Below are 25,412 nucleotides of genomic sequence, written 5' to 3'. Positions count from 1 at the left end.
GCAGCTCGAAAATTAATCGATTTTAATTTTATCGTTAAAATTTTCTTGTTGCATCGCAAAAGAATTTAGACATTAATTTTTGTGGATGCTCAGTTTATTCGTTGGAGAACTCGCATGACTGTGACATTTCCGCTGACCGAAAAGCGCGACCCGGAGACATTGCTGAAACACTTGATGTTGCACAAGCTAAGCGTTCCGGGAAATTGCGTCGTGTCGCTCAAAGCCAACGTCGCCCACGTCTCATCCTCTCATACGACCGCGCTCGGCACCGCCCGTACCGCCTGGTAGGGATCGGGGCGGCATTCTCCAACTCCCTCATCCTGAGGGGCGATCCGTAGGATCGCCTCGAAGAACACACGCAACGCCGCTTCTTGCCTGTCGGACGCCTGCGGTACCGATCCCCATGTTAGGGGAAATATGAACATTCTCCGAGACATCGGAGAGCGGAAATCGGGATGACCTCAGCCGTCGTAGACGACAGCAATCTTGTTCCCAGCCGGGTCACGCATGTAAGCGGAATACCAGTTCGGCCCGTAATGCGGACGTAGACCAGGTGTGCCCTCATCCGTTCCCCCATTGCTCATCGCAGCTTCGTAGAAAGCGTCTACTTCGGCGCGGGACTGGGCCATGAAACCAACCATCGAGCCGTTTCCGGCGCTTGCCTGCTCCCCATTGAAGGGCTTGCAGACCCACAGAATAAAACCTTCGCCTTTCCCGCCTTCGGAATAGGCTCGCCATCCGGGAAATTCCTTATGTTTGCTCCATCCGATCGTTGCCAGAGCGGCATCGTAAAAGGCGTTCGATTTGTCGAAATCGATTGCGCCGAGGGTTGCATAAACGCTCATCACCTTCCCTTCCCTGTTGCAGGATCATGCAGGTTTCATATCGCGCATACACGAACATAACAAGAACAACTACGGGCAGTCTTGCGAAAAATCATCGCGGCAGACGGTGATTGCCGTGTCCGCAAAAACTCCTATTCTGCACTTCGCCGATGGCGATGAAACCTCGGTGTACCCCCATGACTGCGACGGGAAATTTGGATCACATCATGATGACTTTGGAACGCCGTGATCTCAGCGATATCCACCGTGACGACTGGGTGGATCGCCGTTTGCCGGCCACATGGCGGCCCTATACGCGGTTGGCGCGGCTGGATCGCCCGGTCGGGATATGGCTGACGCTTTTCCCATGCTGGGCCGCCCTTATTCAGGCATCGAACGGCCTCCCGGACCTCAGGCAATTGGCGATCTTTTCCCTCGGCGCTCTTCTGATGAGAAGCGCCGGTTCCACAATCAACGACATCGCCGACCGGAAGTTTGACGGCCATGTGGAACGGACCCGCTTTCGGCCCTTGGCAAGCGGAGAGATTTCCACGCTGCCGGCCTTTGTCTTCCTGGCCGTTGAACTCGCACTGGCGGCTTTGCTTCTGTTCTTCCTGACGCCCTACACACGCCTCATTGCGATATGTGTACTGCCGCTCGTCTTCGTCTATCCGCTCTGCAAGCGCTTCACCCACTGGCCGCAGGCCGTCCTGGGCGCAGCGTTCAATTGGGGGATGCTAATGGCATGGGCCGAGGCTGCGGGCCACATCCCGGTTGGTGCCATGCTCATGTGGGCCGGCGCCATCGCCTGGCAGATCGGCTATGATACCGTCTATGCCTATGTCGATCTGAAGGACGACACCCGTCTCGGCCTGAAATCGACGGCAATCCTGTTCGGCCGGCATGGCAAGATCTTGATCGGCCTGTTCTATGCCTTGGCGGCCGGCGCGTGGTCGCTCGGGGGCTGGCTGTTGGAAATGTCACCGCCTTATGCGATCGGAATGCTGGTGATCGCTGTCCATCTTGGCTGGCAGACCCGGCGGATCGACCTTGCCCGCCCGGACGTGAATTATCGCTTGTTCCTGGCGAATATCCTGACGGGAGTGCTGCTCGCCTGCACGGCGTTTTCAGGCACATGGTAAGCAGCTCGAGGACGTTAGCACCGATGACCTACTTCAAACATGGCGTGCTCGCCGCGGTCGTGACGCTGGCGGCAACGATGACATCCCTCCATCAGGCGTATGCGCAACCATGCGAGCAGCAAACCTTCGAAGAAGCAAAATATGTCGTCTGCACGCTGGAACCGGGCAAAGCCGATCTGCGATTGTTCTGGAAGAATGACGATGGCGCGCCATACCGCGCTTTTTCAAGCCTTGCCGAAGCTGTTCGCGCCGAGGGGCGAACCCTGGTTTTCGCCGTCAATGCCGGGATGTATCGGGCCGATTTTTCGCCGATGGGACTTTATGTCGAGAACAGCAGGGAATTGAACTCCGCCAATACGACGCCAGCCGAAAGCTCCGCCGGTCAGGTGCCGAATTTCTACAAGAAGCCGAACGGCGTGTTCTTTCTGAGTGAAGCAGGCGCCGGGATACTCCCGACCGCTGAATTTCTGAAGCGTCGGCCCAAGGTGCGGTTCGCCACCCAGTCCGGCCCGATGCTTGTTATCGCCGACAAGCTGAACCCGATCTTCATCGTCGGCTCGACGGACCGAACCCGCCGCAGCGGTGTCGGAGCCTGCGAGCGCGGCACGGTTCGTTTCGCGATCAGCAAAGACGGGGTGAATTTCCACGATTTCGCACGGCTCTTCCGCGACCATCTGAAATGCCCGGACGCCTTGTTTCTCGATGGCGGACGAGGGGTCGGACTTTACAATCCGGACATGGGCTACAACGACTGGTCCTGGCACGGCGGCTACGGCCCTATCTTCGGGCTTGTCGAGTAACGCAAGGAAAAGCCGGCTTCTACCTGGCTGGCCGAGGATCCTGTCAGTCGATCGTTCACTGCCGGTCCGATGCCTGTTGCACGATGTCCAGGATGACGCGCCTTTCAAAAACCGCCTGCTTCGCATAGGCTCCCGAACTTCAAAATTGGAAGGGCCGGATGGAATATATCGATTCACTCGCATTGCTCATCAGCGTCTATGTCGTCTCCCTCGTCAGCCCCGGACCGAATTTCATCATCGTCACCAACACCAGCATGACGGTATCGCGCGCGGCCGGCCTCTTTGCCGGTCTCGGGCTTGCGATCGCATCCCTGACCTGGGCCGTCATGGCGATGGCTGGCCTCGGCTTTCTGCTGACCCATTTCGATTGGCTGCATATGACGTTGCAGGTGGTCGGCGCGCTGTATCTGATCTGGCTGGGCCTGAAGATGATCCGCGGCGCGGCCAAGCCCTTGAAGACGACCGGACCGACTGAGGTCACATGGCGCTCCGCCATGCGCCGTGCTTACGTCGTCAGCATGACCAATCCGAAATCAGTGGCTTTCTTCGGAAGCATCTTTGCGCTTGTCATCCCGGCACATGCGCCTGTCTGGCTCTATTGCGTCATCGCCCTGACCTGCTTCCTGCTCTCGGCTCTCTGGTATTGCGGCCTGGCCTTTTTCTTCTCGAACCCGCGCGTTTCCGCCAGCTTCCTGCGGTTCAAGGCCGGCATCGAGCGTGTGATGGGCGCCGCCCTCATCCTGATCGGCGGCCGCCTGCTCTGGGCTCGCTGACCTCATTCCGGCATGCGGGAGGGCCGGCCACTCGGTCAGGCAGCAGGCGAGGCCGCCAAGGGTTCGTCGATCTCTTCGGGAATGAAGCCGCCGGTCTGGCGTTTCCATAGGCGGGCAAACAGGCCGTCCCGTTCGACCAGTTCATCCGGCCTGCCCTCCTCCACGATGCGCCCGTGATCGAGCACGACGATCCGGTCCATCCTGGCAATGGTCGACAGTCGATGGGCGATGGCGATCACCGTCTTTCCCTCCATGACGAGATTCAGCCTTTCTTGGATGGCGGCTTCGGATTCGCTGTCGAGGGCGGAAGTCGCCTCGTCGAGCACCAGGATCGGCGCGTCCTTCAGGAGAACGCGGGCGATGGCCACGCGCTGGCGCTGGCCGCCGGAAAGTTTGATGCCGCGGTCGCCGACGAAGGCATCATAGCCCCTGCGGCCTTCGCCATCGGAAAGATCGGCTATGAAGGCATCGGCGCTGGCCATCTTCGCCACCCTCTCGATCTCGTCCGTCGTCGCCTCCGGCCGGCCGTAACGGATATTGTCGCCGACCGAACGATGCAGCAGCGCGACGTCCTGCGCGATGACGCCGATGGCGCGGCGAAGGCTTGCCTGCGTGACCGTGCGGATGTCCTGCCCGTCGATCAGGGTCGCGCCGTCGGCGATGTCGTAGAAGCGTAAGAGCAGGCTCACCAGCGTCGTCTTGCCGGCCCCGGAGAGGCCGACGAGCCCCACCTTTTCGCCGGCACGAACCGTCAGCGACAGGTCATCGATAACAGGCTTGCCGGAGGTGTAGGCGAAACGGATATGCTCGAAACAGATCTCCCCACGGCTGACCGTCAATTCGGTCGCATCCGGCCGGTCGGTGATGGTGGGTGGTGTCGTCATGACCGGCATGGCATCCTTGATCGTGCCAAGCGCGCGGAAGATCTGCTGTCCCATTTGCAGGAAGGTGAAAGACCCGGCCGAAAGGCGCTGGAGGATGTACACCGTTGCAACGAAATCGCCCACGGTCAGGAACCGGTCAAACAGACCCCAGAAACCAATGCTGAGCATGACGAGCCAGAGCACCATGTTGAGGCTGATGACGACGAGTTCCGTTGTCCGGTAGATGCGCTGTTCGTGGTGAAGCGTGTCGACCCCCTTGGACATGGTCTTTCTCAGCGCACCCGCCTCGCTATCTTCTGCTGCGAACTGCTTGACCATCTGGATGTTGCCGTAGATGTCCGTCAGGGCACCGGAGATGAGGCTGTTCTGCTTTGCCGAGCGGCGGGCGCGCTCCGTAAAGTCCGGAACGACCTTGATCGTGAAGAGCACGTTGAAGGCAACCCAGACGACGACCGGCAGCGCAAGTTGCCAGGAGAGCGCGAGCAGAAGAACCACCGACCCGATGATCTGAAGCAGAAAGCGGGGGGCCGTCTGGAACGCGATCACGATCTGTTGCTGAACGGCATTGGCGACCTGACCGAGCCTTGATGCGACCTGACCGGCGAAAAGATCATGGAAGAAGGCGAGATCCTGCCGCTCGACGGCCTTGTGCCCCTGCCATTGAATTGCAACGGGCAGGCTGATGCCGATCGTGTGCGAGTTGAGAATATTGGTGATATAGAAAAGAACGGGCATCACCGGAAAAAGCAGAAAGGCAAGGACTGCCAGCAGCCCGAACTTGCTGTCGACGAAGAGTTCGACACCCTGCGTCGTCACTCCGTCGACAATGACCGAAAGCCCCCAGATGATCGTAAGATTGATTGCTTCGATGGCCATCGAGCTCGCCGCCATAGCGATGATGACGCCTCGAAACATCGCGATGAAGTGCAAAAGAACCGCCACAGGTCCCTTCGTGGGCAGCGGCCGGTAGGGGATATCGAGCGGCCGGATCAAGGTTTCGAAGGGACGATAGATCGCATCTGAAATCGACATGGGCCACTCGGATCAAAAAATCGGGAGGAGGCGTGGACTCAGCTACGCTGGGTCGCAGAAAATCATCTTCCGGCCGCGATCTCAATTAGAAATTTCAGAAAACGCCCGATACAAAAGGTGTCGTGAAAGCCGTTTCAGGAGCACGTGGCGCCTGAAAGCGCCAATTGCGGTCATCGCGTAATTGCGGCAGGATGTCGTCCGTAAACAGGGAGCAGGATTGAACCGGCGATCATGCTGACGGGCTCATGTCATTGCGGCAAGGCGAGCTGGACACTCGAAGGTGATCCCGGCTCGATCACCGCGTGCAACTGTACGCTCTGCCGGCGCTACGGCACGTTGTGGGCCTATGATTACGAAGGAGAGCGTATCGCTCTCACTGGAGAGACCGCCTCCTACACCCGCGCCGACAGGGACGAGCCGTCTCTAGAAATATTATTCTGCCCATCCTGCGCCTGTGTCTTGAGCTGGCGCGGCCTGCGGCTTCGAAAGGATGGCCGCCGGCGCATGGCCGTCAACATGCGGCTTGCGCCGGCCGATCTCGTTCAGGACCTGCCGATCGATCATTTCGACGGCCTTGATACGTTTGAAGACCTTCCTTCCAAAGGGCGCTGCGTGCGCGACCTCTGGTTCTGACAGCCTGTCTCGTGTCGACCGGCCGATTGCGAAAATCGCTACCCGGCCGGGTCGCACCAGACGCAGCGCTCTGACGAAAGATCGTTCCGCGATAGGCTTCTCAGCCGCGCCGCGCCGCCTCGATCGCTGCGATGTCGATCTTCCTCATGGTCATCATCGCGTCAAAAGCACGCTTTGCCTGGCCACCGCCTGCCGAGAGCGCTTCGGAGAGGACGCGCGGCGTGATCTGCCAGGACACCCCCCATTTGTCTTTGCACCAGCCGCACGCACTTTCCTGGCCGCCATTGCCGACGATGGCGTTCCAGTAGCGATCGGTTTCCTCCTGATCGTCGGTCGCGATCTGAAAGGAGAAGGCCTCGTTGTGTTTGATCGCGGGACCGCCGTTCAACCCGATGCAGGGAATCCCCGCAACGGTGAACTCGACAACCAGCACATCTCCCTGCTTACCCTCGGGATAATCTCCCGGTGCACGAATAACGGCGTCCACGGTACTGTCGGGAAAAGTCGCAGCATAGAAGCGGGCGGCAGCCTCAGCATCCTTGTCGTACCATACGCAGATCGTGTTCTTTGCCATTGTGTGCTCTCTCGCTCCTCGTTTCGCATTTCCAACTGAAATAAGAGGCAAGCCGTCTTTCTCCAGCCCACGGCAGCGATTTCCCGCGGGCAACTGCCGAGCGCTGCTAAAATGGTCGAAGTACCCGCTTCGGCCGACAGCAGAAGACGTGGCACATATGGATCGGAGCAGTTGCGGTCATTATTGATCTGTCGCATCACTTGGCCGCTGAACCAGCCTTTTGGCATTCTTTTAGGACAACACAAGTGATTTACCTGCTTCGCCACGGCGAGACCATTTGGAACACCTTGGGTCGGTTCCAGGGCCAAAAAGATTCACCACTTACAGCGCGCGGTATCGAACAGGCCGAACAAATGGCGAAGCTTTTGAAGAAGGAAATTGCAGGCAGTGAGCGATCGTTCCAGCTTCACGTCAGCCCTCTCGGCAGAACGCAGGAGACCGCGGCTCGCATCGAACGGGTATTGCCGCTGGCCGCTCGTCCGGAATCGCGGCTCATGGAGGTGACCGTCGGTTCTTGGGACGGCATGACCAAGTTCGAGATCGACAACGAGTTTCCAGGAATGCTGGACAGGTCCGACGCTTTTGATTGGTATTTCAGATCTCCAGACGGGGAGAGCTTCGATGCCGCCTGTGCGCGAGCAAAGAACTGGATCTCAGGCATATATGAACCGACAATTGCGATTTCTCACGGGCTGTTTGGCCGATTGGTACGTGGCGTATATTCCGGCCTTTCGAAGCGGGAAATGCTGGAATTGCCCGTTCCCCAAGATGGGTTTTATCGTCTTTGCGACGGTGAGTTCAGTCTGGTAAGCGCGTCGGCCGATACTTAGCACCACGACATTCATAAAAACAAAGACCTGCGACCGTCGCATGAATCAAATTCTAAACGATGCGCTTTTTCTGTCTTCGACACAAAACTCGTGTCAGACTGGGCTATCTACGCATACGCCTGCACGACGATCGAAGGCTCGAAGCCATGCACAAGTTCACTGTCACTATTACGCGGGAGATCGAGGCTGACACCGCCGAGGAGGCCGCCCTGCTCCTCTATCAGGAACTGTCGAGGGGACCGGTCCCCGATCGCTACGCGGTCACCGACGAGACGAACGCCACCACGGAGGTGAAGCTGGACCGCGAAAAGGCCGATGAATTCGCCAGCATCGATCACACCGCCGACCCAGGCAATTGGTAAGCATCACATGACCTGCCAGAGATCCGGCTTTGCGCCGCGAGCGCAAGTGCGGTAGTTGCGGGTCCCCTTCTCCGGCGCGAATGCTGGCTGTAAATAGCCGTTCGGCCGGAATATCGAGAGCCAAGGAAAGACCGTGATCTCACCAATCAAAATAGCCGTCGCCGGCGCGAGGGGCCGCATGGGTCGTGCCATCCTGCCACTGCTGGCGGCCGATCCGGCTTTTGCGTTCGTCGGCGGCATTGGCCGTGAGGGCTCTATGGGTGCCGGGCTGATCGATCGTTCGGCCGCGATCGGAGCGGCCGACGTGATCCTGGATTTCACGACGGGAAGCGCTGCGGCCGAACTTGCCGGCTTGTGTGCTTCGGCCGGTGGACCGGCCTTGGTAATCGGGGCGACAGGTTTCGAGCCAGATGAACTGGAACGGATCGCCGAGGCCGCCCGCACGATTCCGATCCTGCGCTCCGGCAATTTCTCCATCGGCGTCAACATGCTGATCGGTCTGGTCGCCCAAACCGCCCGCGCCCTTCCTGCGCATGAGTGGGATATCGAAATCCTCGAAGCCCATCACAACAGGAAGATCGACGCGCCCTCCGGCACGGCGCTGATGCTTGGTGAAGCAGCCGCCGAGGGCCGCGGCGTTTCTCTCGCATCCGTCGAGCGGCGCGGCCGTGACGGCATCACCGGCGAGCGGCCGCCCGGCGAGATCGGTTTCGCCGTGTTGCGCGCCGGCGGGATCGTCGGAGAACACAGCGTGATGTTTGCCGCCGCCGAGGAAGTCGTGACGCTCTCGCATTCGGCTCTCGATCGCGGCATGTTCGCCCGCGGCGCGCTTGCCGCCGCCCGCTGGATCGCGGGACGCGCACCCGGCGAATACGGCATGAGGGATGCGCTGGGGCTGGCGTGAATAAGGGAAACAAGCTCACAGCATATCGAGGATTGCCGAAGCGACGACCACTTCGGTTCCGGCCAGTCCCACTGAGCAAAACAGCGTCGTATCCTCAGGTGATCTCCGCCCCGTCGCTTTCCCGGCAATGATATCGGCAAGGTCGACCATGCGACTGTCGTTGCCCGAGCCGGCAAGGAAAAACGGCGACGCATAGGCGCGCGTCTGCTCCGGAGAATCCGTCGCGATCACGGCTGCCGCATCGGCGATATCCAGGCCGAGTTCGTATCCCCGATACGTTTTCGGGCCGACGGTGTTGACGTGCGCACCGGGCTTCAAATCTCCAGCATGAACGACAGGCGTTTGGCTCGTTGTCGCGCAGATGACGATATCGGCATCATCGACGGCTTCGATGGCGCTGCCGGCAACCTCCACCTCAATATCCAAGGCGTGCTGCATCTCGCTTGCGAAAGCCGTACGCTTTTCCTCGTCGCGGCTATAGACGCGGGCGCGATCCAGTTTTCGAACCGCGGCGGCTGCGGCAAGCTGGGTTCGCGCTTGCGCTCCGCTGCCGAGTATCCCCACGGTCCTGGCATCCGGCGCGCTGAGGTGACGGATGGCGAGACCTCCGATCGCACCGGTCCTGAGATTGCCGAGACGCTCTCCGAGAACGATACCTTTGAGCCTGGCGTCGTCGGCCGACCATACCGCCACGATCTGCGAATGCTCCACCCCCTCGAATGTTTCATAGGCCCGAAAGCCCGCGAGCGGTTTGTCGCCGAGGATGCCGCCGACGGTGAAGACGAGATCGCCGCGATCGGCAAACGAGACATGATGCCGGGGCGGAGAGATCAGCCGATTGCCGGCTCTCGCGAGAAAAGCGGTCTCGAGCGCATCGATCGCGACCGTCATCAACGCGCCATCGACCAGATCTTCGTCTCTCAGGACTTTCGCCATCCCCAAACCTCCGGTTCATGCCGGCACCCTGCAACCCCAACCCCGCTTGAGGTCAATAGGTCAGCAAACCGATATGCTCGGGAGACTTAATCGACCAGACGGCGCGCGCGCCATCATGACGTCGTCGATCTCCCTGCCCTCCTCCAGAACCCCGCCGGGAATCCTGCCGATTTCGGAGAAGCCTTCCCGCTGGTAGAACCGTATTGCCGCCGGGTTCTCAGCGCTGACGAAGAGTTCCAGCTGCAGGATGCCGATATCGCGGGCGTGATCGGCAACCGCACTGAGCAGCCTGCTGGCAAGGCCCGTTCCGCGCAGGCTCCTTCTGACATAGACCATGATGATCGTTGCGCGATGGGCCATCTTGCTCGACCGCTGGCGAAGCAGGCCGGTTATGCCGACGGGTTCATCGCCCTGAAACGCGATGAAAACCGGCTCGTTCAGGCGATTGCGCCACTCCTCGAGAGAAAGAACCTCCCAGTCTTCGTAGCGGCTTGCAAAGAGGGACGGTTCGGTGCGAAGCGCTTCCAGACGGATGCGCCGGAAAGCCTCCACCTCGTCTGCCCTGATATGCCTGATCGCCGTACCGCTTCCATCCATCGGAACCTCCTTCGAGATGAGAGGTACAGTCAATACAGATGGGCTCAGCCGATGCAACCGGCGTTGAAAGCTTCATGCCCCAGCCTATGGCGATCGTCTCAAGCGCCGATCACTGCGCCGGACTCCTCAGCCGGCCGCCCTTCCGGACGGCCGGTTCACGGGGTGGGTCGACGACTGTTTGATCGGTTGGGGGCGCGGCCGGTTCGCCGGTTGGGCCGACCGCTGGTTTATCGGTTGGCCCGTCGACAGGCTGCCTCGTCGACCGGACGATCAACGGATCGGCTGGCTGGACGGCGGATTGATCGGTTGTCGGCCCGTTCACCGGTTCCCCGGTTGGCCCGGCGGCCGATTGTTCGGTTGGTTCGCCCGCTGGTTCATCAGTTGGCTTGTCGATCTTGAACGATACAACTTCATGGATGATGACGAGAAGAACTATCCCGACCAACGTGCATGTCAGCGCGTAGAGAAGGAAATATTTCAGTGCATATCCCTCGCTAGTTGGCAGCACCAACTTGACAATGGTGCAAACGATATTTCCGCATTATTGAACGATACTTGAGACGAAGGCAATCATTTTCAAGCATAGCCATGAAATTTCAAAAATGGACAGAACGGAATAGAGTAAGTATTGTAGATATTTAGGAAGCTCTCTCTGGATGCTCAATTTATCTTGAGCCTCGGCAAGGAGGAGAAAGTACTCTGGATCCCAAGCCCGGGTCTCCCGGGCGAAGACAGAGCTGGCGATATGGGCTAAATTGCATAGCGCCGGCAGCCTGCCTTCGGGGGCGGTCCCTCCAGGATCGGCGGCGGCGGGGGGAACTTATGTCGGCAATTGCATCTCTGTTTCAGGAAGCCGCCCGGCTTGCTGCGGGGTTCCGGCAGGCAGGGCCCGCCCGCCATGTGCCTGCCCACGATTACGCAGCCTCGCTTGCCTGCTTCGACGAACCGCTGCCGGCAGCCGGTTGCGATATGCTCAATGTCATCAGGCAGTTGGCGAGTGACGCCGAACCCGGGCTGCACGCAACCACGGGCCCGCGCTTCTTCGGCTGGGTCATCGGCGGCTCCCATCCGGTCGGCGTCGCGGCCGATTTCCTCACCAGCGCCTGGGGCCAGAACGCCGGAAACCATGCCGCCGCGCCGGCCGCAGCCGCAGTCGAGACCATCGCGGCGAGATGGCTCCTCGATCTCCTGAAGCTGCCGGCCGAAAGCTCGGTCGGCTTTGTCACCGGGGCGACAGTGGCGAACTTCACCTGCCTTGCCGCCGCCCGCGGCGAGGTGCTGCGCCGGACGGGCTGGGATGCCGATGCGAGCGGCCTGTTCGGCGCGCCTGAGATCACCGTGCTGATCGGCGACGACGCCCATACGACGGTCTTCTCCGCACTGCAATTTCTCGGCCTCGGGCACGATCGCGTGTTGCGCGTGCGCACCGATCCAGTAGGCCGGATAGACCCGGTCGCGCTGACCGGCACACTCGATACCGTCTCCGGTCCCCTCATCGCCATTCTCCAGGCGGGGCAGATCAATACTGGCGCCTTCGACGATTTCGCCGCCATCATCCCGCTGTTGAAGGCGAAAGGCGCCTGGGTGCATGTCGACGGCGCCTTCGGCCTCTGGGCGCAGACGTCGGTGAAAACCAGCCACCTCAGCCGCGGCATCGAAGCGGCCGACAGCTGGGCGACCGACGGCCACAAATGGCTGCAGACGCCCTATGATTGCGGCTATGCGATCGTCCGCGACGAACTCGCCCATCGCCGCGCCATGACGATCGCCGCAAGCTATCTGCCGCTCGCTGGCGAAGGCGAGCGCGATCCTTCCCATTACGTGCCCGAGCTTTCGCGAAGGGCGCGCGGCTTTGCCACTTGGGCGATGCTGAAACATCTCGGCCGCGAGGGTGTAACCGCCCTCATCGACCAGTGCTGCGCCTCGGCGCAGCTGATCGCCGATCGGCTCGCACGCGAGCCCGGCATCGCCATTCTGAACGAGGTGGCCCTGAACCAGCTCGTCATCCGCTTCGGTACCGACCTGCCCTCCGAAGAAGGCGACGCGCTGACGCGAAAGACCATCGAAAAGATCAAGGCGGACGGCATGATCTTCGCAGGCGGCGCCAAATGGCGCGGCCGCGACATCCTGCGTCTCTCCGTCACCAATTTCCAGACGACATCAGATCAGGCGCAACTCGCCGCAGAAAGCATCATCGCCGCCTTCAAGAGTGTCAGCTGAGAATGATGCATCAGCTCCCCTGGTTCGCCCGCGCACAGAATGGTGCTGTCGCCGGCCGCGCATCCCAAATGAAACTTTCCGCGAGAAGCCCCGGCCATTAACGCAAATGTGGAATAGTTCCTGTCGCAAGAATGAAGCTCATGACAGGCCCCGCGGGTTCCAGTATTTCCAGGCGATCAAACGAGATCGGTCCAGTCTTATCGGAAACGAGAACCATGTTTAAGAATCGCCTTGCTTCATTATTCATTGCCGCCCTTCTGCCTGTTTCGGTTCATGCAGCCGATTGTCCGTCTGCTGACACCGCCGCCAAGGGTTTTGTGCTGGAAAATACCGGCGCACGGAGCGAATTCCACAAGGCGGAAGGGCAGATCGTCAAGACTGTCAATCATTTCGGCGGCTCACAGCAGCAGACGGTGTTTTCCTTTGCAGGTCTCTTCGATCTGGCCCGCTTCAGCAAAAACGAACAATATGCGATGCACCCGCTCTCCGATCTGAGCCGCATCAGCTCCGCTGAAGAAAGGCGCTCGAACCAACGTCACTTTCTTACCGCTTGGCCCGGACGAGCGGGCGGATACGCGCTGGAGCCTGGAATTGACCGTCGCCGGACAGGAGAGCTTCAGTCTCGGCGAATGCAAATACAAGGTGTTCAGGATCAAGCAAGTGACCAAGAGAGGCGACGAGCAGGTCGACATCTTGAGCGTGCTCTATTCGCCTGACCTCCAGGCCACGTTGGCGAAGGTCTATGACGAGGGCACGGCCGACGAGTACACGGTCCGCTACGACAGGATCCAATCCCTGACGCACTGATGCTACCGAGCGTCAGTTAATGGCACACTTCTTCTCTTCCAGGTTGAGGTGCGACAGCTCGTCTTCTCATTGTCACAGGCTGCGCTTATAGCTCCCCGCCCGTTCCGATCGCGCAAGGAGGAAGAGCCATGAAAGCCAATGATGTCGCCGCGCATTGGGAGAGCAATGCCGAGACCTGGACGATCTATTCCAGGGCGGGCTACGACAAGTATCGCGATGCGCTGAACACGCCGACCTTTCTGGAGATGCTGCCGTCGGTCGGCGGCCTGAGAGGTCTCGACCTCGGCTGCGGCGAAGGCTCCAATACCCGCGCGGTCGCCCGGCTCGGCGCCCGCGTGACCGGCCTCGACATCGCCCCGACCTTCATTCGTTATGCCCGCGAGAGCGAGGCAGACGCGCCGCTCGGCATCGACTATGTGCTCGGCGACGGCCAGAGCATCGATTTCCGGGAAGCGAGCTTCGATTTCGTCACCGCCTTCATGTCGATGATGGACATGGCTGATCAGCGCGAGGTGCTGAAGGGCATCCACCGCATTCTGAAGCCCGGCGGCTTCCTGCAGTTTTCGATCCTGCATCCCTGCTTCGTGCCGCCGACGCGCCGTAATATCCGCAATGAGGCCGGCGAGCCCGTCGCGGTAGAGATCGCCGACTATTTCGACGAGAGCGACGGCCGGATCGACCGTTGGATCTTTTCCTCGATACCGCAAGCGGAACGGGCGGCGCTGACGCCGTTTTCCGTTCCGCGCTTTCACCGCACGCTGTCGACCTGGGTGTCGATGAATCGTCGAAGCGGGGCTTACGATCGAGGCCTTCGGCGAGCCGATGGCCTCAGCCGTAGTGGCGCAGGCCTTACCCGTCGTCGCCGACACCCGCGTCGCGCCGATCTTCCTGCATATCAGAGCACGCAAGGCATAGGACCTGTTTTCCCGCCGCCATTGAGGTTTGGAACCGCTTTATCGTCGCACGGCAACCACCGAACTGGCGCGATAGCGCGACAGCTGCACCCGGTTGGATTGGTTGCCGCCGAAGAGATAGACATATTGCCGGCGCTGGTCGATGTGATCGAACAGGCTGACATGAAAGCGCCGGCCGGTGCGGATCACCACGACATCCCCACGCCTGGCGGAGCGGACGCCGACCGGCTTGCCGAACTTCTTCCAGGACGCCGCCATGTTGGGGTTGGGCGGCGGCTCCCTTGAAGATCGTTTGGCGACAAAGGCCAGGAACGCCCCGCACCACGATACCCTGCGCGGATTGATGCTAAGGAAGGAGATGGAGCGTTCATGCATGCTTTTGTACTTGGACGCCGTGCCGAGCATATCCGCCTCACAGGGCACGGCAAGCGCCGTGAGGACGATGACGAGAATAACCTTCATAGTTACCCACCATTGTTTGTATTATGCTGAAATTCCAAAATGTGGCGAAGAATAAAACAGGCGCGGCAACGTAGATGCGAATTATGGCGTGAATTAGAAACAACTAATACTGGCATTTTGGCGGCGGGAATTTGTCCGAAGAGAGGCACGGATCGGCGCTGACCAGCCTCTCGTTGCGGCCGAACGCAACGATCGAAGAACTCGTAGAACCCTTATTTTGCAGGCTCGAAAGGCTGACATAGGCCGTCCGGGCCAGGTGTATGCAGAGAAGGTGGACCGCGCCCGCAAGTGCTTGAGCGGCAAGACCATTCACCAAGAGTTGACAATCCTGCACGGCCTTGGACCATCACCTATACGAGCTATATTTGAGACGGCCATCAGTAATACTTAGACGTCACCGGCAATACATTGCGCCCGCCCTATTCAACAGCGAAAATCGGTGGTCAGCCCCCGCCGATTGCGAACATGCGCGACCTTGGGATAACGGACCGGCGGCGCGGCGTATCAACCGTGTGGTTGTACCGGTTCGGGCTGCCCTGCGATCGGGGCAGGAGCAGCGATGAGCGCCTTGGTGACGAGGAGCGCAGCGGCGATCACAGGGACGACCACCCAGTACGAAAAGCGGATACCGAAGTGTTCGGCAACGAAACCGAGCAATGGCGGCCCAGCGAAAAACACGAGAAACGTCGTCTGCCCGAGCGCTGCAACGCTGACCGATGCGGGTCGGTCCGTGCGCCGGGCCGCAGCCGAGATGGCAAGCGGATAGACCGATGAGCAGCCGATCCCCGTCAGGCCAAAGCCCGCGAGGGCGACGACAGGCTGTGCCGCCGTCGCAACCAAGACAAGGCCGATGGCCGCGATCCCGAGGAGGGTTATTGCGACGGGGCGTGGATTGAAGCGGTCGATCACAGAGTCCATGCCGAGCCGTCCGATGGCGATGAATGAGGAGAAAATGGCCACGCTGAGCCCGCCGACAAATGGTTCGACCGCAAATACGTCGCGCATATAGATCGCCGACCAATCGACGCTCGCGCCCTCGGCGAGAAGCGGAGCGGCGCCTATGAGGCAAAGGGGAAGCAGCCCGATCGTGGGAAAAGCGACGAGCGGAACATCGCCGGGGTGAGCGTCATGCCGTCGGGGCGCATTCTCGATCCCGGAGAAAACGATCGACCCGGCAATCAAGACCGTCACGAGGACGATGAAGCTATGCAGTTCGATGGAGACGGCGGCCTGCCGCATACCGGCGGCAACAAGGGCGGTGATGCAGAATCCGAGGCTCCACATGCCGTGAGCCCGGCTCATGATGCGGTAGCCGAGCAGCGCCTCATGGCGATCGGTTTCGATATTGGCGTTGATCTCGAATGCGCCGGCGAAAATGCCGGCAACAAAGAATAATGGCATCGCCAGGGAAACTGAAGGCATCCAGGGGATCAGCGCATAAAACAACGTCACACCGAAGACGGTGACGAAGGCCGTTGTGCGCGCACCAAGCCTCTCGATGAGCCTCGCCGAGAACGTCAACCCGCAGAGAACCCCGAGGGACATGATGGCGAGCAAAAGGCCCAGCTCTCCTTCGCTCAGGCTAAACTTGAGCTGAATGTCGGGCAGCCGCGAAAGAAACGCCCCCACGGAAAGGGCCACGGCAAACTGAATGAAGAAAATACGATGGTGCGGCTTCATCTCGGGGCTCTGCTCCGATTGGCGGGATTGAAGTCCAACTATCCCCCGTGGGATAGCTGGACATTCCGACGAAATGGCGACTGGCTCGGAAACCCGCGGCTTCAGCATTGTCGACCACCATGCTGACAGCCCCTGTCAGCATGGCGGCGCCACCGCCGATTGAAGGAGGACGTGTCGCTTCTTGCCGACGGACAGCCGGATGACGCCGTCCTGGACATCGGAGTGACCAAGCTGCATTGCCTCGTCGTTTACGCTGCCGCCGTTCACCCGCACACCGCCGCCGGCGATCAATCGACGTGCTTCGCTTTTCGACTTGGCGAGCCCGGCAATGACCATCGCATCAGCGAGCGGAAAGGTGCTGCGAAGGCTATCCGGGAACCTGACGATCGGGAGGCCGACCGGCACCTCACCTTCTTCGAAGGTACGCCGGGAGGTTTCGGAAGCTTGCGCTGCCGCATCCGTCCCGTGGCACAGGCTGGTGATCTCGTCGGCAAGTATCTTTTTCTCTTCGTTGATCTCGGAATCCCGAAGCACGTCAAGGCGGGCAATTTCACTTAACGGCAACTCGGTGAACAGCCTCAGAAAACGCCCCACATCGGCATCTCCGGTGTTTCTCCAGAATTGCCAGAATTCATAGGGCGACAACCGGTCGGCGTTCAGCCAGACCGCCCCCGAAAGGCTTTTGCCCATCTTCGCGCCCGACGATGTCGTCAGCAGCGGAGCGGTCAATCCAAACAAGGCGCGTCCACCGATCCGCCGCCCAAATTCAACGCCGCTGACGATGTTGCCCCATTGATCGGAGCCACCAAGCTGAAGCAGGCAGCCGCGGCTTTCTGCGAGCACATGGAAGTCGTAGGCCTGCATGACCATGTAGTTGAATTCCAGCAATGACAGCGATTGCTCCCGCTCCAACCGTTGGCGCACGCTCTCCGATGTCAGCATCCGGTTGACTGAAAAATGCGGTCCGACATCGCGCAGGAAATCGAGGTAGTTGAGCCCGCCCAACCAATCGGCATTGTTGACCATCACCGCATCGGCCGGGCCATCCCCGAAACCGAGGAAGCGCTCGAAAACACTGCGGATGCCGATCAGGTTCTTCATGATCTGCTCTTCGCTGAGAAAGGGGCGTGAGGTGTCGCGCAAGCTCGGATCGCCCAGACGGCTTGTCGCACCACCCAGCAACGCGATGGGTTTGTTACCAGTCTTCTGGAACCAGCGGAGCATCATGATCGGAATGAGATGCCCGACATGCAGGCTGTCGGCGGTGAGATCGAAGCCGTTATAGGCTGTGCCGGCTCCCGAACAAAGCCAGCGGTCGAGTGCTTCCAAGTCGGTACATTGATGCAGGAAACCGCGCTCGGTCAGGGTGCGGAGAAAGTCGGATCTGGGTCCGGTGGGCTGAGAGGATCGTGTCACGGGGGTCTCCATTGGGGCCGATGAGGCCGGAGACCTTCTGTTGACACGCGTGCCGCCGACCATGCGGCGTCTCGGGTGTCAGGAATATGACCTTGCGCCGCCGCTCTCTATGGGAGCAGCGTATAATAGAAGCTCGAAAGGTTCAGGGTGCAGGTCATGGATCCTTATTACCATGCGACTGCGCAATCGCAAGAGGCGACCGCCGAAGTCCAAGCCGATCGTGCGCCCCCACCCCTCTCCCGCTCACGCCGCCGCCCCTCACAAAAAATTCGCACACGCATCAATTTACTTGCCGTTCTGCAATGCGGCATATGTTTGTGTTCATAGGCAAGGGGCATAAGCGGGGAACCATGGCGTCGACGCATATAGACAATACGGGTGAAGGTGCCGGCCGGAAGGGCTTTGCCGGACTGGTCGTCGGCGCGATCGGCGTCGTCTATGGCGATATCGGTACCAGCCCGCTCTATGCCCTTCGTGAGGCGCTGAGGCCTTTTGCCGCCGATGGCGTACACGAGGCCGAGGTCATCGGTCTCATTTCGCTGATGATCTGGACGCTGACGGTCATCGTGACCTTCAAATATGTGCTCTTCCTTCTCAGGGCGGACAATGACGGTGAAGGCGGCACGCTTTCGCTTCTCGCCCTGCTGATGAAGAAGATGGGGCGAAACGTGCCGGTGCTCTTCTTCGCAGGCCTGATCGGAGCGGCGCTCTTCATCGGCGATGCGATGATCACGCCGGCCCTGTCCGTCATGTCGGCGCTCGAAGGCCTGAAGCTGGTCACGCCGGCCTTTGCCGAATACGTCCCGCTCGCGTCGGCTGCGATCATGATCGTTCTCTTTGCCGTCCAGTCCCGGGGAACGGCCGCCGTCTCGATGTTTTTCGGGCCGATCACGGTCTTGTGGTTTCTGGCCATGGCAGCGGGCGGCCTGATCCATATCGGCGACGACTGGAGGATTCTCGAAGCGCTCAATCCGATCAACGCGCTGTCGTTCCTCGCCCATGCCGGCACCGTCGGCCTCATTGTGCTTGGCGCCGTCTTTCTGACGGTGACGGGCGCCGAGGCGCTCTATGCTGATCTCGGGCATTTCGGGCGCCGCCCGATCCAGATGGCGTGGTTCGTGCTCGTCTTTCCGGCATTGCTCTTGAACTATCTCGGCCAGGGCGCGCTGGTTCTCGCCCATCCCCACGCAGCCACCAATCCGTTCTTTCTGATGTATCCCGATTGGGCCTTGCTGCCGGTGGTTCTGCTGGCAACGATGGCAACGATCATCGCCAGCCAAGCGGTGATAACGGGCGCATTTTCACTGGCCCGCTCGGCGGTTCACCTCGGCTTCCTGCCGAGGCTGCGCATCAAGTTCACATCGGAGACCAACACCGGCCAGATCTACGTGCCGAGCGTCAATCTTCTCCTGCTGGTCGGCGTCTTGATGCTGATCTTTTCCTTCGGCGATTCCGAGTCGCTGGCGACGGCCTATGGCATCTCGGTGACCGGAACCATGGTCATCTCGACCATGCTGGTCTTCCAGTTCCTTCGGGCCGTCTGGGGCTACTCCCTCGTGGTTGCCGCCCTCCTGCTGCTGCCGCTCTTCTTCATCGAAGTCATGTTCCTGGCGGCCAACCTGCTGAAGATCCATGATGGCGGCTGGGTTCCGGTCGCCCTTGCGCTGGCGATCATGATCCTGATGTGGACATGGACCCGAGGACAGGCCTATCTGAAGCGACTGCGGGCCAACAACGAGATCCCGCTCGATTCCTTCATCCGGTCGATCGAGCGAAAGTCGGACCATTCGCCGGTCACCGTTCCAGGAACGGCCGTCTTCCTGACCAGCGTCCCGGATCGCACGCCGAATGTTCTGCTCCACAATCTCAAGCACAACCACGTGCTCCATGAACAGAACGTTATCCTGACCGTCTGGACCGAAGACGAACCTTACGTCCCCGACAGCAGGCGCATCAAGCTCAGCCAGCTCTCGCCACGCTTCGTACGTCTCGATATCACCTTCGGCTTCATGGACGACCCCGACGTTACCCGGGCACTGGCGCTCTGCCGCGAGGGCGGCTTCAAGTTCGAAATCATGAAGACCTCCTTCTATCTCGGCCGCAGGAACCTCGTCAGAACGCCGAACACCGGGCTGCCCGCTTGGCAGGAGCGCATATTCATGGCGCTGGAGGGCTTGGCGATCGACCCCTCCGACTATTTCAACCTGCCGTCAAACCGCGTCGTCGAACTCGGTGAGCAGATTGCCATTTAGAACATGATGCCGAAGGCCGGGGAGTCGCGACTGGGACCGGAGAGATGGAAGCGAGGCAAGAGTGGCTCCCGTCGCAAGCGTCACGGCATGAGGCGCGAAATCATGCCTTGGCCGAGATCGCGCTCAATTCCTCCAGATCGAGATCCCGTTCCAGCTCCCGCAACGTCTCGTCATCGATTTCGCCGGCGCGATGGAGGCGGATGAGTTCCCGGCGTCCCGTTGCAACCGCTTCGAGAATGACGTCGAAATGCGCATGCAGCACCGGTATGTAATGCTCGGTTCTCTCGGCATAGTCGACGATCGACGTCGCCCGGCGCTGGTAGCGCTCCAGCAATTGCGGATGGATGAGTTTCCCCTCGGCGTCATATGCCAGGCTCTGGACGGTCCCGAACTGCGCCTGGGCCATGGCGGCTTCGGCCTGGCTCATCGTCAGGCGCGCTCTTTCCGAATCCGGCTCCACCAGCCGCGCCCAGGCGATCACTCGCCCCAATGTCGTGCCCTGTATGAGCACGGTTCCGAGAATGACGGCGAACGATGTGACGAGGATGAAGTCACGACCTGCGAACCCTTCGGGCAGGCTCAGCGCCAGGGCAAGCGTGACCACCCCGCGCACGCCCGCCCAGCTCAGAACCGTCGCACCACCGGCGCCGAGCGGTCGGGCGCGCGTGAACCCCAGGACAGCACAGAACCTGAGAACGAAATCGGAGGCGAAGACCCAGGCAAAACGCGCGATCACGAGCGTGACGAGGATCGCCAGCATCGGCAGTCCCATTGTCGCGATCACAGTGGTAAAACCGCCGCCGCGTTCGACGACATCCCTGAGCGACAGCCCGATCAAGATGAACACCGCAGCTTCCATCAGGAAGATCATCACCGTCCAGAACGAGGTGCCGCGCATGCGCATTGCGGCTGAAAGCACTGTGTGCTGGTGCCAGCTCATGATCAGCCCCGCCGTAACGGTGGCGATGACGCCGGAAACATGCAGCTGCTCTCCGAGCAGATAGGCAATCCAGCCGAGCAGCACCGAGGCTGCAATGATGAGATATTCGTCGCCGAGACGCCGGACGAGTTTGAACCACGCCGTTCCCACAACGATGCCGACGATGGCGCCGCCGAGCGCCAGCACGAAGAAATTGCCGATCACCTCCCCCGTGCTGAAGGCTCCGGTTGCAGCGGCGGCAACGGCAAAACGGAAAAGAACCAGGCCACTCGCATCGTTGAGCAAGCTCTCGCCTTCGAGCAGAATCTGAAGCCGCCGCGGCAGCCTGACGCGCTCCAGTACGGCGCGCGCCGAAACCGCGTCCGGCGGCGCGACGATCGCGCCGAGTGCCGCGCAGGCAGCCCAGGGAAGTGAGGGAAAGAGGAGATGGGCGACAACGGCGACGACGGCACAGGTGAAGAGCACCGCACCGACGGCAAGTGAAGCGATGCCGATCACATGACGCCGCAACCGCGCGAGCGCGATCGACCAGGCGCCGTCCATCAACAGCGGCGGCAGGAAGATGACCAGAACCAGTCCGGGGTCGACTGATATCGCCGGCAGTCCCGGCGCAAAGGCCAGCAAGGCGCCACCGGTCAACAGCGCGACGGACGGCGGCAGCCCGAGCCTGTGGGCGACATAGTGCAGCGCGATGATCGCGAGAAACATCACGATAACGAGCTCGAATAAGTGGGTTGGTTCCATCTGCCTCTGCCCCTGCTCAGCAACGGATGTCGGATGCCTGACGCAAAGAGTTACAGCGACCTCGCGCGTCTGAAAAGACGCACCGCGCTGTAAAGCCGCCGAACCGGGAAAACCGCTTCGCCCCAGAGGCGACCGGCGATAATGTCCGCCTTGTGCCATAGCTGGTTGGAGTCGGTACTGCCATAAGGCTTGTCGGCATAGCCCGAGCCGGTCAACCACGCGATCGAGACATAGACGTGACCCCTGGCGTCACCGGAGTTGACGGCCACATTGGCAAGGTTTGCCCTGCACGGCAGGCATTTGATGTCGATGATCGCTTGCCGTCGATCATTGCCGGGATTTAATTGGAATTTCCTGCGCATCCTCCTTACACCCTGAGTCTTGAGGCAAAGGACGATATATGAAGAGACGGACCCTTGTGCTTGGAGGTGCGGCGATCGTTGCATCGTCCGTCGCGGCGGTAGCGATCTGGCCCCGGCGGCATATCACGGTCGCCGCCAGGACATTCGACTGGAAGGGGACGGATTTCCTGAGCGGCGGCACCAAATCGGTCGCCTTGGAAAAGCTGCCCTTCCCGCTCTTCCGCAGCCGTCCGAATTGCGTCGTCACCGTCGCTCAGACTCTTGGCCCCTGCCACGTCAACAATATTCCCGTCCGTCAGGACGTCTCGGAAGGAAAGGCTGGACTGCCCTTGCGGTTGGCCGTCCGGATCGTCCATGCAGCCGATTGCCGGCCGGTCGAGAATGCCGATATCGAAATCTGGCATACGGATCACCGCGGCATCTATTCCGGCCGCGAGGCTGCGAAGATGTGTACACTTGGCGATGCCGAGGCGATCAGCGGGCTCGCCTTTCGCGGTCGCCAGCTGACGGATGCACAGGGGCAGGCAGGCTTCCTGACGGCCTATCCCGGATGGTACCAGGGCCGCACACCCCATGTTCATTGCCGAATCCTCGTCGACGGCAAGGAGCTTCTCGTCAGCCAGATCTATTTCGACGATGCGCTGAGCGACATCATCTATGGCGAGCATCCGGACTATATTGGACGCCCGGCCCGCGATACGCGCAATGACGACGACGGCATCATCCCTGAGGACGCCGCCGATCACATATTCGATTTCGAGAAGCTCGATGGCGGCGTGCTCTCCGCCACCATCACGATCGGCCTCTCTGCCTGAACGCAGGTAACGCCGGAAATGCATGGCCGGAGCTGTAGATTGCCATCCGCGAGGGCCTGTATTGCAACTTCACTAAGACAAGATACAAAATCTTCGCGTCAATCGGGATATCTGTGCTTCCCCGGTTCAGACCAGCGTGTTGAGCGATGGAGGATGAGGATGCGAGGCTTTGGGTTTGTTGCGCTCTTCAATCTCGGAGCCATGCTGGCAGCCGGGCCGACCAGTGCCTGTATCGATATTGCCCCCATGGACCTTCACGATGTTTCATATGCAGACGTCGTGGTCGTTGGTCGCGTGACGAAATACACGTTGGTTCTCGACCCCGAGGCGAGGAAACGACATCAGGAATTCCTTGCCCACAGTAGTGGCAAAGTCCGGGAGCTTCTCGGGAAGGCGAACAGTTTTATGACTGACTATGCGCGCTTGGAGATAGCGGTCGAGGAAGTTCTGCGTGGCACGGCGCCTCATACCCTCACCGTCACCTGGGATAACACTGCATTCAGCGAGACTATGCCGCCTACCTCCTACCTTATAGCCTTGCGCAGTTCAGGCTCACCGCTACCGCCACTTCGAGGTGCCACCGCCACTATTCTTCCGGACCCGGATCCGGCTTCCCTGTCTGTCCTGCGGGCGCCGTGTTCCGCTCCGTTCTTTTTCGAAAGCACCAACAGTGATGCAGATATTGTTCGGCAGATATTGAACTCAGGGTCCAAATGAATCTTTTGAGGGGATGACGACCTTGCTGGAACCCGAGATCCCCCTGGATGGCGGCAACGTCAATGCCGCCGTCGTGCGCGTCGGCTGCCATTTCGAGCACTGGCGGCGCGAGGCAGACGCTTTCGCTCTTAATCTGATAGAACTGGGACGGGCGTTATGACCGCCACCTATATACCCGCATACCATTCATAACCGCGATCTTCCCAAAAGCCGCCATTGCCGCCGTAAAGCTGGCCGAGATCGGCGACGGCTTCGATGCCGGTCAGGTATTTTGCCTGCTTGTAGCCGAGCTGGCGCTCGACCCGGAGCCGGAGCGGCGCGCCGTGGGCGACTTCGAGATCGCGGCCGTTCATGGTGTGGGCGAGGATGGTCTGGGGATGAAACGCGTCGACGAGATCGATGCTTTCGTAATACCAGCCGCTGCCGTCGAGCGTCTTTTCGTATTCGTCGGCGCAGTGGAACACAATGTAGCGGGCTTCGGGTTTCAGACCGGCTGCCTGTAGCAGCGCGCCGAGCGGCACGCCGGTCCATTTGCCGATGGCGCTCCAACCCTCGACGCAGTCGTGCCGGGTGATCTGTGTACGGGCCGGCAGGGCTTTCAACTCCGCCAGCGACAGTTGCATCGGCTTGTCGACCAGCCCGCCGACCTCGAGCCGCCAGCTTGAAAACCGCTGGTTCATCCACTCGATATAGCGAGCATTGTCGGGCATGCTCGTGCCGTTGGCGCGAAAGGTCGGCGAGATATCGGTTTCCGTGAACTCGCGGGCGAGCGCGTCGTCGCCAAGCAGGAAGCGCTGGGTCTTCATGCTGAGGCCTTCGGCGATCTTGAGCACCGATTTCGTCCGATCGCTTTCGCCGAGTGCATCGCAGCCGGCAAGCCCCAGCGCCGACGCCGTCATGGTCGCGCCGATCAGGAAGCGGCGTCTGGTAATGATGCGGCTCATGATTTCCCTCCCTGGCCGATGTCGTAATAACCGGTGATCATCGAGCGCAGATTGTTGAACACGCCCGAGACCAGCACCATCGCCACATGCACCGCGACGAAGGCGACAAGCGAGAAAGCAGTCAGAAAATGCAGCGTCCGCGCCGATTGCCGGCCACCGAACAGGTCGAGCAGCCAGGGCGCGACCGCATTGAAGCCCGGCGACATGGTTAGACCGGTTGCAACCATCAGCGGCAGCAGCACGAAGATCACCGCGATATAGGCGAGTTTCTGCAGCGTGTTGTAGTGGCGTGCCTCAGGCCCCTTGGGAAAGCGCAGCCGGGCGTGATTGACGATCTCATGGCCGAGATGCGAAGGCTTCAGCTCCTGGGGCGCCGGCAACAAATCGCGGCGGAAATGCCGGCTGATAAAGCCATAGGCGAGGTAGATGAAGCCGTTGATGACGAACAGCCAGGCAAAAAAGAAATGCCAGCGCCGGCCCGTCGCCAGGTCCCGGTAGCTCGGCATGGTCAGCCAGCTCGGAAAACCTTGCACAGAAGCCTCGCCGTCGACATTCGAAACCCCGAGAACGCCCGTCGTGTCGAAGGTCAATCCGCCCAGGCGTGTCACCCCTTTCAACGCATCGCCTTCCTGCTCCGCTTCCATGGAAATGAAGGACGGATCGTCATCAGCGCCATACTGGCCCCAATAGAGCGCCGGGTGGGCGTTGAATATCTGCAGGCCGCTGAACAGCAGCACCGTCATGCACAGCACGTTTACCCAGTGCGACAGGCGCACCAGCAGGCCATGGCGGTAGAAGAGCGTTCCTCCGCTCGCCATGCCGGCATCGGTCGTAGCCATCGTAGGTCC

At 60.5% G+C, this 25,412-nt stretch carries 27 protein-coding genes and 1 pseudogene; 15 read left to right on the top strand and 13 right to left on the bottom strand.

Annotated elements, in window-relative coordinates; genetic code table 11:
• The first annotated feature begins 114 nt into the window (after window positions 1-114).
• Window positions 115-288 carry a hypothetical protein gene (locus tag FHT69_RS04465; protein WP_168333141.1) on the top strand — a complete coding sequence of 58 codons (174 nt, stop codon included), beginning with the start codon at window positions 115-117 and terminating at the stop codon, window positions 286-288.
• Between the two features lie 173 nt (window positions 289-461).
• On the opposite strand, the gene FHT69_RS04460 is transcribed toward FHT69_RS04465, so the two are convergent.
• The gene (locus FHT69_RS04460) at window positions 462-845 is read right to left on the bottom strand and encodes a VOC family protein (protein ID WP_028758941.1); all 384 of its coding nucleotides are present in this window, start codon (window positions 843-845) and stop codon (window positions 462-464) included.
• A gap of 206 nt (window positions 846-1,051) precedes the next feature.
• On the opposite strand from FHT69_RS04460, the gene ubiA reads away from it, so the two are divergent.
• From ubiA to FHT69_RS04445, 3 genes are all read left to right on the top strand, one after another.
• Entirely contained in the window at window positions 1,052-1,966 is a 915-nt protein-coding gene (gene ubiA, locus FHT69_RS04455; RefSeq protein ID WP_183904967.1) for a 4-hydroxybenzoate octaprenyltransferase, read from the top strand.
• 23 nt (window positions 1,967-1,989) lie between these two features.
• On the top strand, window positions 1,990-2,766 hold the full coding sequence (locus FHT69_RS04450; protein WP_028758943.1) for a phosphodiester glycosidase family protein: 777 nt from the start codon (window positions 1,990-1,992) through the stop codon (window positions 2,764-2,766).
• Window positions 2,767-2,924: 158 nt separating this feature from the next.
• Window positions 2,925-3,539: a LysE family translocator gene (locus FHT69_RS04445; protein ID WP_028758944.1), complete on the top strand. Its 615-nt coding sequence runs from the start codon at window positions 2,925-2,927 to the stop codon at window positions 3,537-3,539.
• 35 nt (window positions 3,540-3,574) lie between these two features.
• Here FHT69_RS04445 and FHT69_RS04440 read toward each other — a convergent pair whose 3' ends face one another.
• Window positions 3,575-5,455 carry an ABC transporter ATP-binding protein gene (locus FHT69_RS04440; protein ID WP_028827838.1) on the bottom strand — a complete coding sequence of 627 codons (1,881 nt, stop codon included), beginning with the start codon at window positions 5,453-5,455 and terminating at the stop codon, window positions 3,575-3,577.
• A 231-nt stretch (window positions 5,456-5,686) separates the two neighbouring features.
• On the opposite strand from FHT69_RS04440, the gene FHT69_RS04435 reads away from it, so the two are divergent.
• A complete protein-coding gene (locus FHT69_RS04435; protein WP_028827839.1) occupies window positions 5,687-6,088 on the top strand; it encodes a GFA family protein in 402 nt (133 codons plus the stop codon).
• Window positions 6,089-6,188: 100 nt separating this feature from the next.
• Here FHT69_RS04435 and FHT69_RS04430 read toward each other — a convergent pair whose 3' ends face one another.
• A complete protein-coding gene (locus FHT69_RS04430) occupies window positions 6,189-6,662 on the bottom strand; it encodes a VOC family protein (protein ID WP_018242578.1) in 474 nt (157 codons plus the stop codon).
• A 245-nt stretch (window positions 6,663-6,907) separates the two neighbouring features.
• Between FHT69_RS04430 and FHT69_RS04425 the strand changes: the two genes are divergently transcribed.
• The 3 genes from FHT69_RS04425 (at window position 6,908) to dapB (ending at window position 8,758) form a co-directional block, all read left to right on the top strand.
• Window positions 6,908-7,492: a histidine phosphatase family protein gene (locus FHT69_RS04425; RefSeq protein WP_028758918.1), complete on the top strand. Its 585-nt coding sequence runs from the start codon at window positions 6,908-6,910 to the stop codon at window positions 7,490-7,492.
• Window positions 7,493-7,638: 146 nt separating this feature from the next.
• Window positions 7,639-7,854: a hypothetical protein gene (locus FHT69_RS04420; protein ID WP_047611689.1), complete on the top strand. Its 216-nt coding sequence runs from the start codon at window positions 7,639-7,641 to the stop codon at window positions 7,852-7,854.
• Window positions 7,855-7,987: 133 nt separating this feature from the next.
• The gene (dapB, locus tag FHT69_RS04415; protein WP_028758920.1) at window positions 7,988-8,758 is read left to right on the top strand and encodes a 4-hydroxy-tetrahydrodipicolinate reductase; all 771 of its coding nucleotides are present in this window, start codon (window positions 7,988-7,990) and stop codon (window positions 8,756-8,758) included.
• Between the two features lie 15 nt (window positions 8,759-8,773).
• Here the strand turns inward: dapB and FHT69_RS04410 are convergent, their stop codons facing one another.
• From FHT69_RS04410 to FHT69_RS34065, 3 genes are all read right to left on the bottom strand, one after another.
• Window positions 8,774-9,694, bottom strand: a complete 921-nt coding sequence (locus FHT69_RS04410; RefSeq protein WP_063475127.1) for an ornithine cyclodeaminase family protein — start codon at window positions 9,692-9,694, stop codon at window positions 8,774-8,776.
• 60 nt (window positions 9,695-9,754) lie between these two features.
• Window positions 9,755-10,291 (bottom strand): GNAT family N-acetyltransferase, encoded by a 537-nt coding sequence (locus tag FHT69_RS04405; protein ID WP_183904966.1) that lies wholly within the window; start codon window positions 10,289-10,291, stop codon window positions 9,755-9,757.
• 109 nt (window positions 10,292-10,400) lie between these two features.
• Window positions 10,401-10,802, bottom strand: a complete 402-nt coding sequence (locus FHT69_RS34065) for a hypothetical protein (protein WP_063475129.1) — start codon at window positions 10,800-10,802, stop codon at window positions 10,401-10,403.
• Between the two features lie 311 nt (window positions 10,803-11,113).
• Here FHT69_RS34065 and FHT69_RS04395 point away from each other — a divergent pair, with 311 nt between their 5' ends.
• The 3 genes and pseudogenes from FHT69_RS04395 to FHT69_RS04385 all read left to right on the top strand — a co-directional run bounded on the left by FHT69_RS04395 (window position 11,114) and on the right by FHT69_RS04385 (window position 14,233).
• Window positions 11,114-12,511: a pyridoxal phosphate-dependent decarboxylase family protein gene (locus FHT69_RS04395; RefSeq protein ID WP_063475130.1), complete on the top strand. Its 1,398-nt coding sequence runs from the start codon at window positions 11,114-11,116 to the stop codon at window positions 12,509-12,511.
• A 215-nt stretch (window positions 12,512-12,726) separates the two neighbouring features.
• Window positions 12,727-13,227 (top strand): hypothetical protein, encoded by a 501-nt coding sequence (locus FHT69_RS04390; protein WP_246780693.1) that lies wholly within the window; start codon window positions 12,727-12,729, stop codon window positions 13,225-13,227.
• A gap of 219 nt (window positions 13,228-13,446) precedes the next feature.
• A pseudogene (locus FHT69_RS04385) lies at window positions 13,447-14,233 on the top strand (class I SAM-dependent methyltransferase).
• Window positions 14,234-14,271: 38 nt separating this feature from the next.
• Here FHT69_RS04385 and FHT69_RS04380 read toward each other — a convergent pair.
• The 3 genes from FHT69_RS04380 to tyrS all read right to left on the bottom strand — a co-directional run bounded on the left by FHT69_RS04380 (window position 14,272) and on the right by tyrS (window position 17,802).
• Window positions 14,272-14,694: a TIGR02594 family protein gene (locus FHT69_RS04380; protein WP_028758913.1), complete on the bottom strand. Its 423-nt coding sequence runs from the start codon at window positions 14,692-14,694 to the stop codon at window positions 14,272-14,274.
• A 504-nt stretch (window positions 14,695-15,198) separates the two neighbouring features.
• On the bottom strand, window positions 15,199-16,374 hold the full coding sequence (locus FHT69_RS04375) for an MFS transporter (protein ID WP_063475131.1): 1,176 nt from the start codon (window positions 16,372-16,374) through the stop codon (window positions 15,199-15,201).
• A 135-nt stretch (window positions 16,375-16,509) separates the two neighbouring features.
• The gene (gene tyrS / locus FHT69_RS04370; protein WP_210304203.1) at window positions 16,510-17,802 is read right to left on the bottom strand and encodes a tyrosine--tRNA ligase; all 1,293 of its coding nucleotides are present in this window, start codon (window positions 17,800-17,802) and stop codon (window positions 16,510-16,512) included.
• 338 nt (window positions 17,803-18,140) lie between these two features.
• On the opposite strand from tyrS, the gene FHT69_RS04365 reads away from it, so the two are divergent.
• On the top strand, window positions 18,141-20,042 hold the full coding sequence (locus tag FHT69_RS04365) for a potassium transporter Kup (protein WP_047611690.1): 1,902 nt from the start codon (window positions 18,141-18,143) through the stop codon (window positions 20,040-20,042).
• Between the two features lie 100 nt (window positions 20,043-20,142).
• Here the strand turns inward: FHT69_RS04365 and FHT69_RS04360 are convergent, their stop codons facing one another.
• Together FHT69_RS04360 and FHT69_RS04355 are read right to left on the bottom strand one after the other, a co-directional pair.
• Entirely contained in the window at window positions 20,143-21,726 is a 1,584-nt protein-coding gene (locus tag FHT69_RS04360) for a Na+/H+ antiporter (protein ID WP_183904965.1), read from the bottom strand.
• A 50-nt stretch (window positions 21,727-21,776) separates the two neighbouring features.
• A complete protein-coding gene (locus FHT69_RS04355) occupies window positions 21,777-22,088 on the bottom strand; it encodes a hypothetical protein (protein WP_028759190.1) in 312 nt (103 codons plus the stop codon).
• 38 nt (window positions 22,089-22,126) lie between these two features.
• Between FHT69_RS04355 and FHT69_RS04350 the strand changes: the two genes are divergently transcribed.
• From FHT69_RS04350 to FHT69_RS04340, 3 genes are all read left to right on the top strand, one after another.
• Window positions 22,127-22,903, top strand: a complete 777-nt coding sequence (locus FHT69_RS04350) for a protocatechuate 3,4-dioxygenase (protein WP_183904964.1) — start codon at window positions 22,127-22,129, stop codon at window positions 22,901-22,903.
• A gap of 159 nt (window positions 22,904-23,062) precedes the next feature.
• Complete coding sequence (locus tag FHT69_RS04345) at window positions 23,063-23,620, top strand: hypothetical protein (protein WP_063475134.1); 558 nt, start codon at window positions 23,063-23,065, stop codon at window positions 23,618-23,620.
• Window positions 23,621-23,642: 22 nt separating this feature from the next.
• A complete protein-coding gene (locus FHT69_RS04340; protein WP_155295699.1) occupies window positions 23,643-23,780 on the top strand; it encodes a hypothetical protein in 138 nt (45 codons plus the stop codon).
• Window positions 23,781-23,787: 7 nt separating this feature from the next.
• On the opposite strand, the gene FHT69_RS04335 is transcribed toward FHT69_RS04340, so the two are convergent.
• Together FHT69_RS04335 and FHT69_RS04330 are read right to left on the bottom strand one after the other, a co-directional pair.
• A complete protein-coding gene (locus tag FHT69_RS04335) occupies window positions 23,788-24,564 on the bottom strand; it encodes a molybdopterin-binding protein (RefSeq protein ID WP_183904963.1) in 777 nt (258 codons plus the stop codon).
• A complete protein-coding gene (locus tag FHT69_RS04330; protein WP_047614046.1) occupies window positions 24,561-25,403 on the bottom strand; it encodes a cytochrome b/b6 domain-containing protein in 843 nt (280 codons plus the stop codon). The genes FHT69_RS04335 and FHT69_RS04330 overlap by 4 nt, the downstream gene beginning before the upstream one ends.
• Window positions 25,404-25,412 lie beyond the last annotated feature (9 nt).

Origin of the sequence: Rhizobium sp. BK008, assembly GCF_014197345.1 — a bacterium.
In the GTDB taxonomy this organism is placed as follows: domain Bacteria; phylum Pseudomonadota; class Alphaproteobacteria; order Rhizobiales; family Rhizobiaceae; genus Rhizobium; species Rhizobium anhuiense.
Note: the sequence above shows the minus strand (reverse complement) of the source record. Positions and strands in the feature narration are given on the sequence as shown.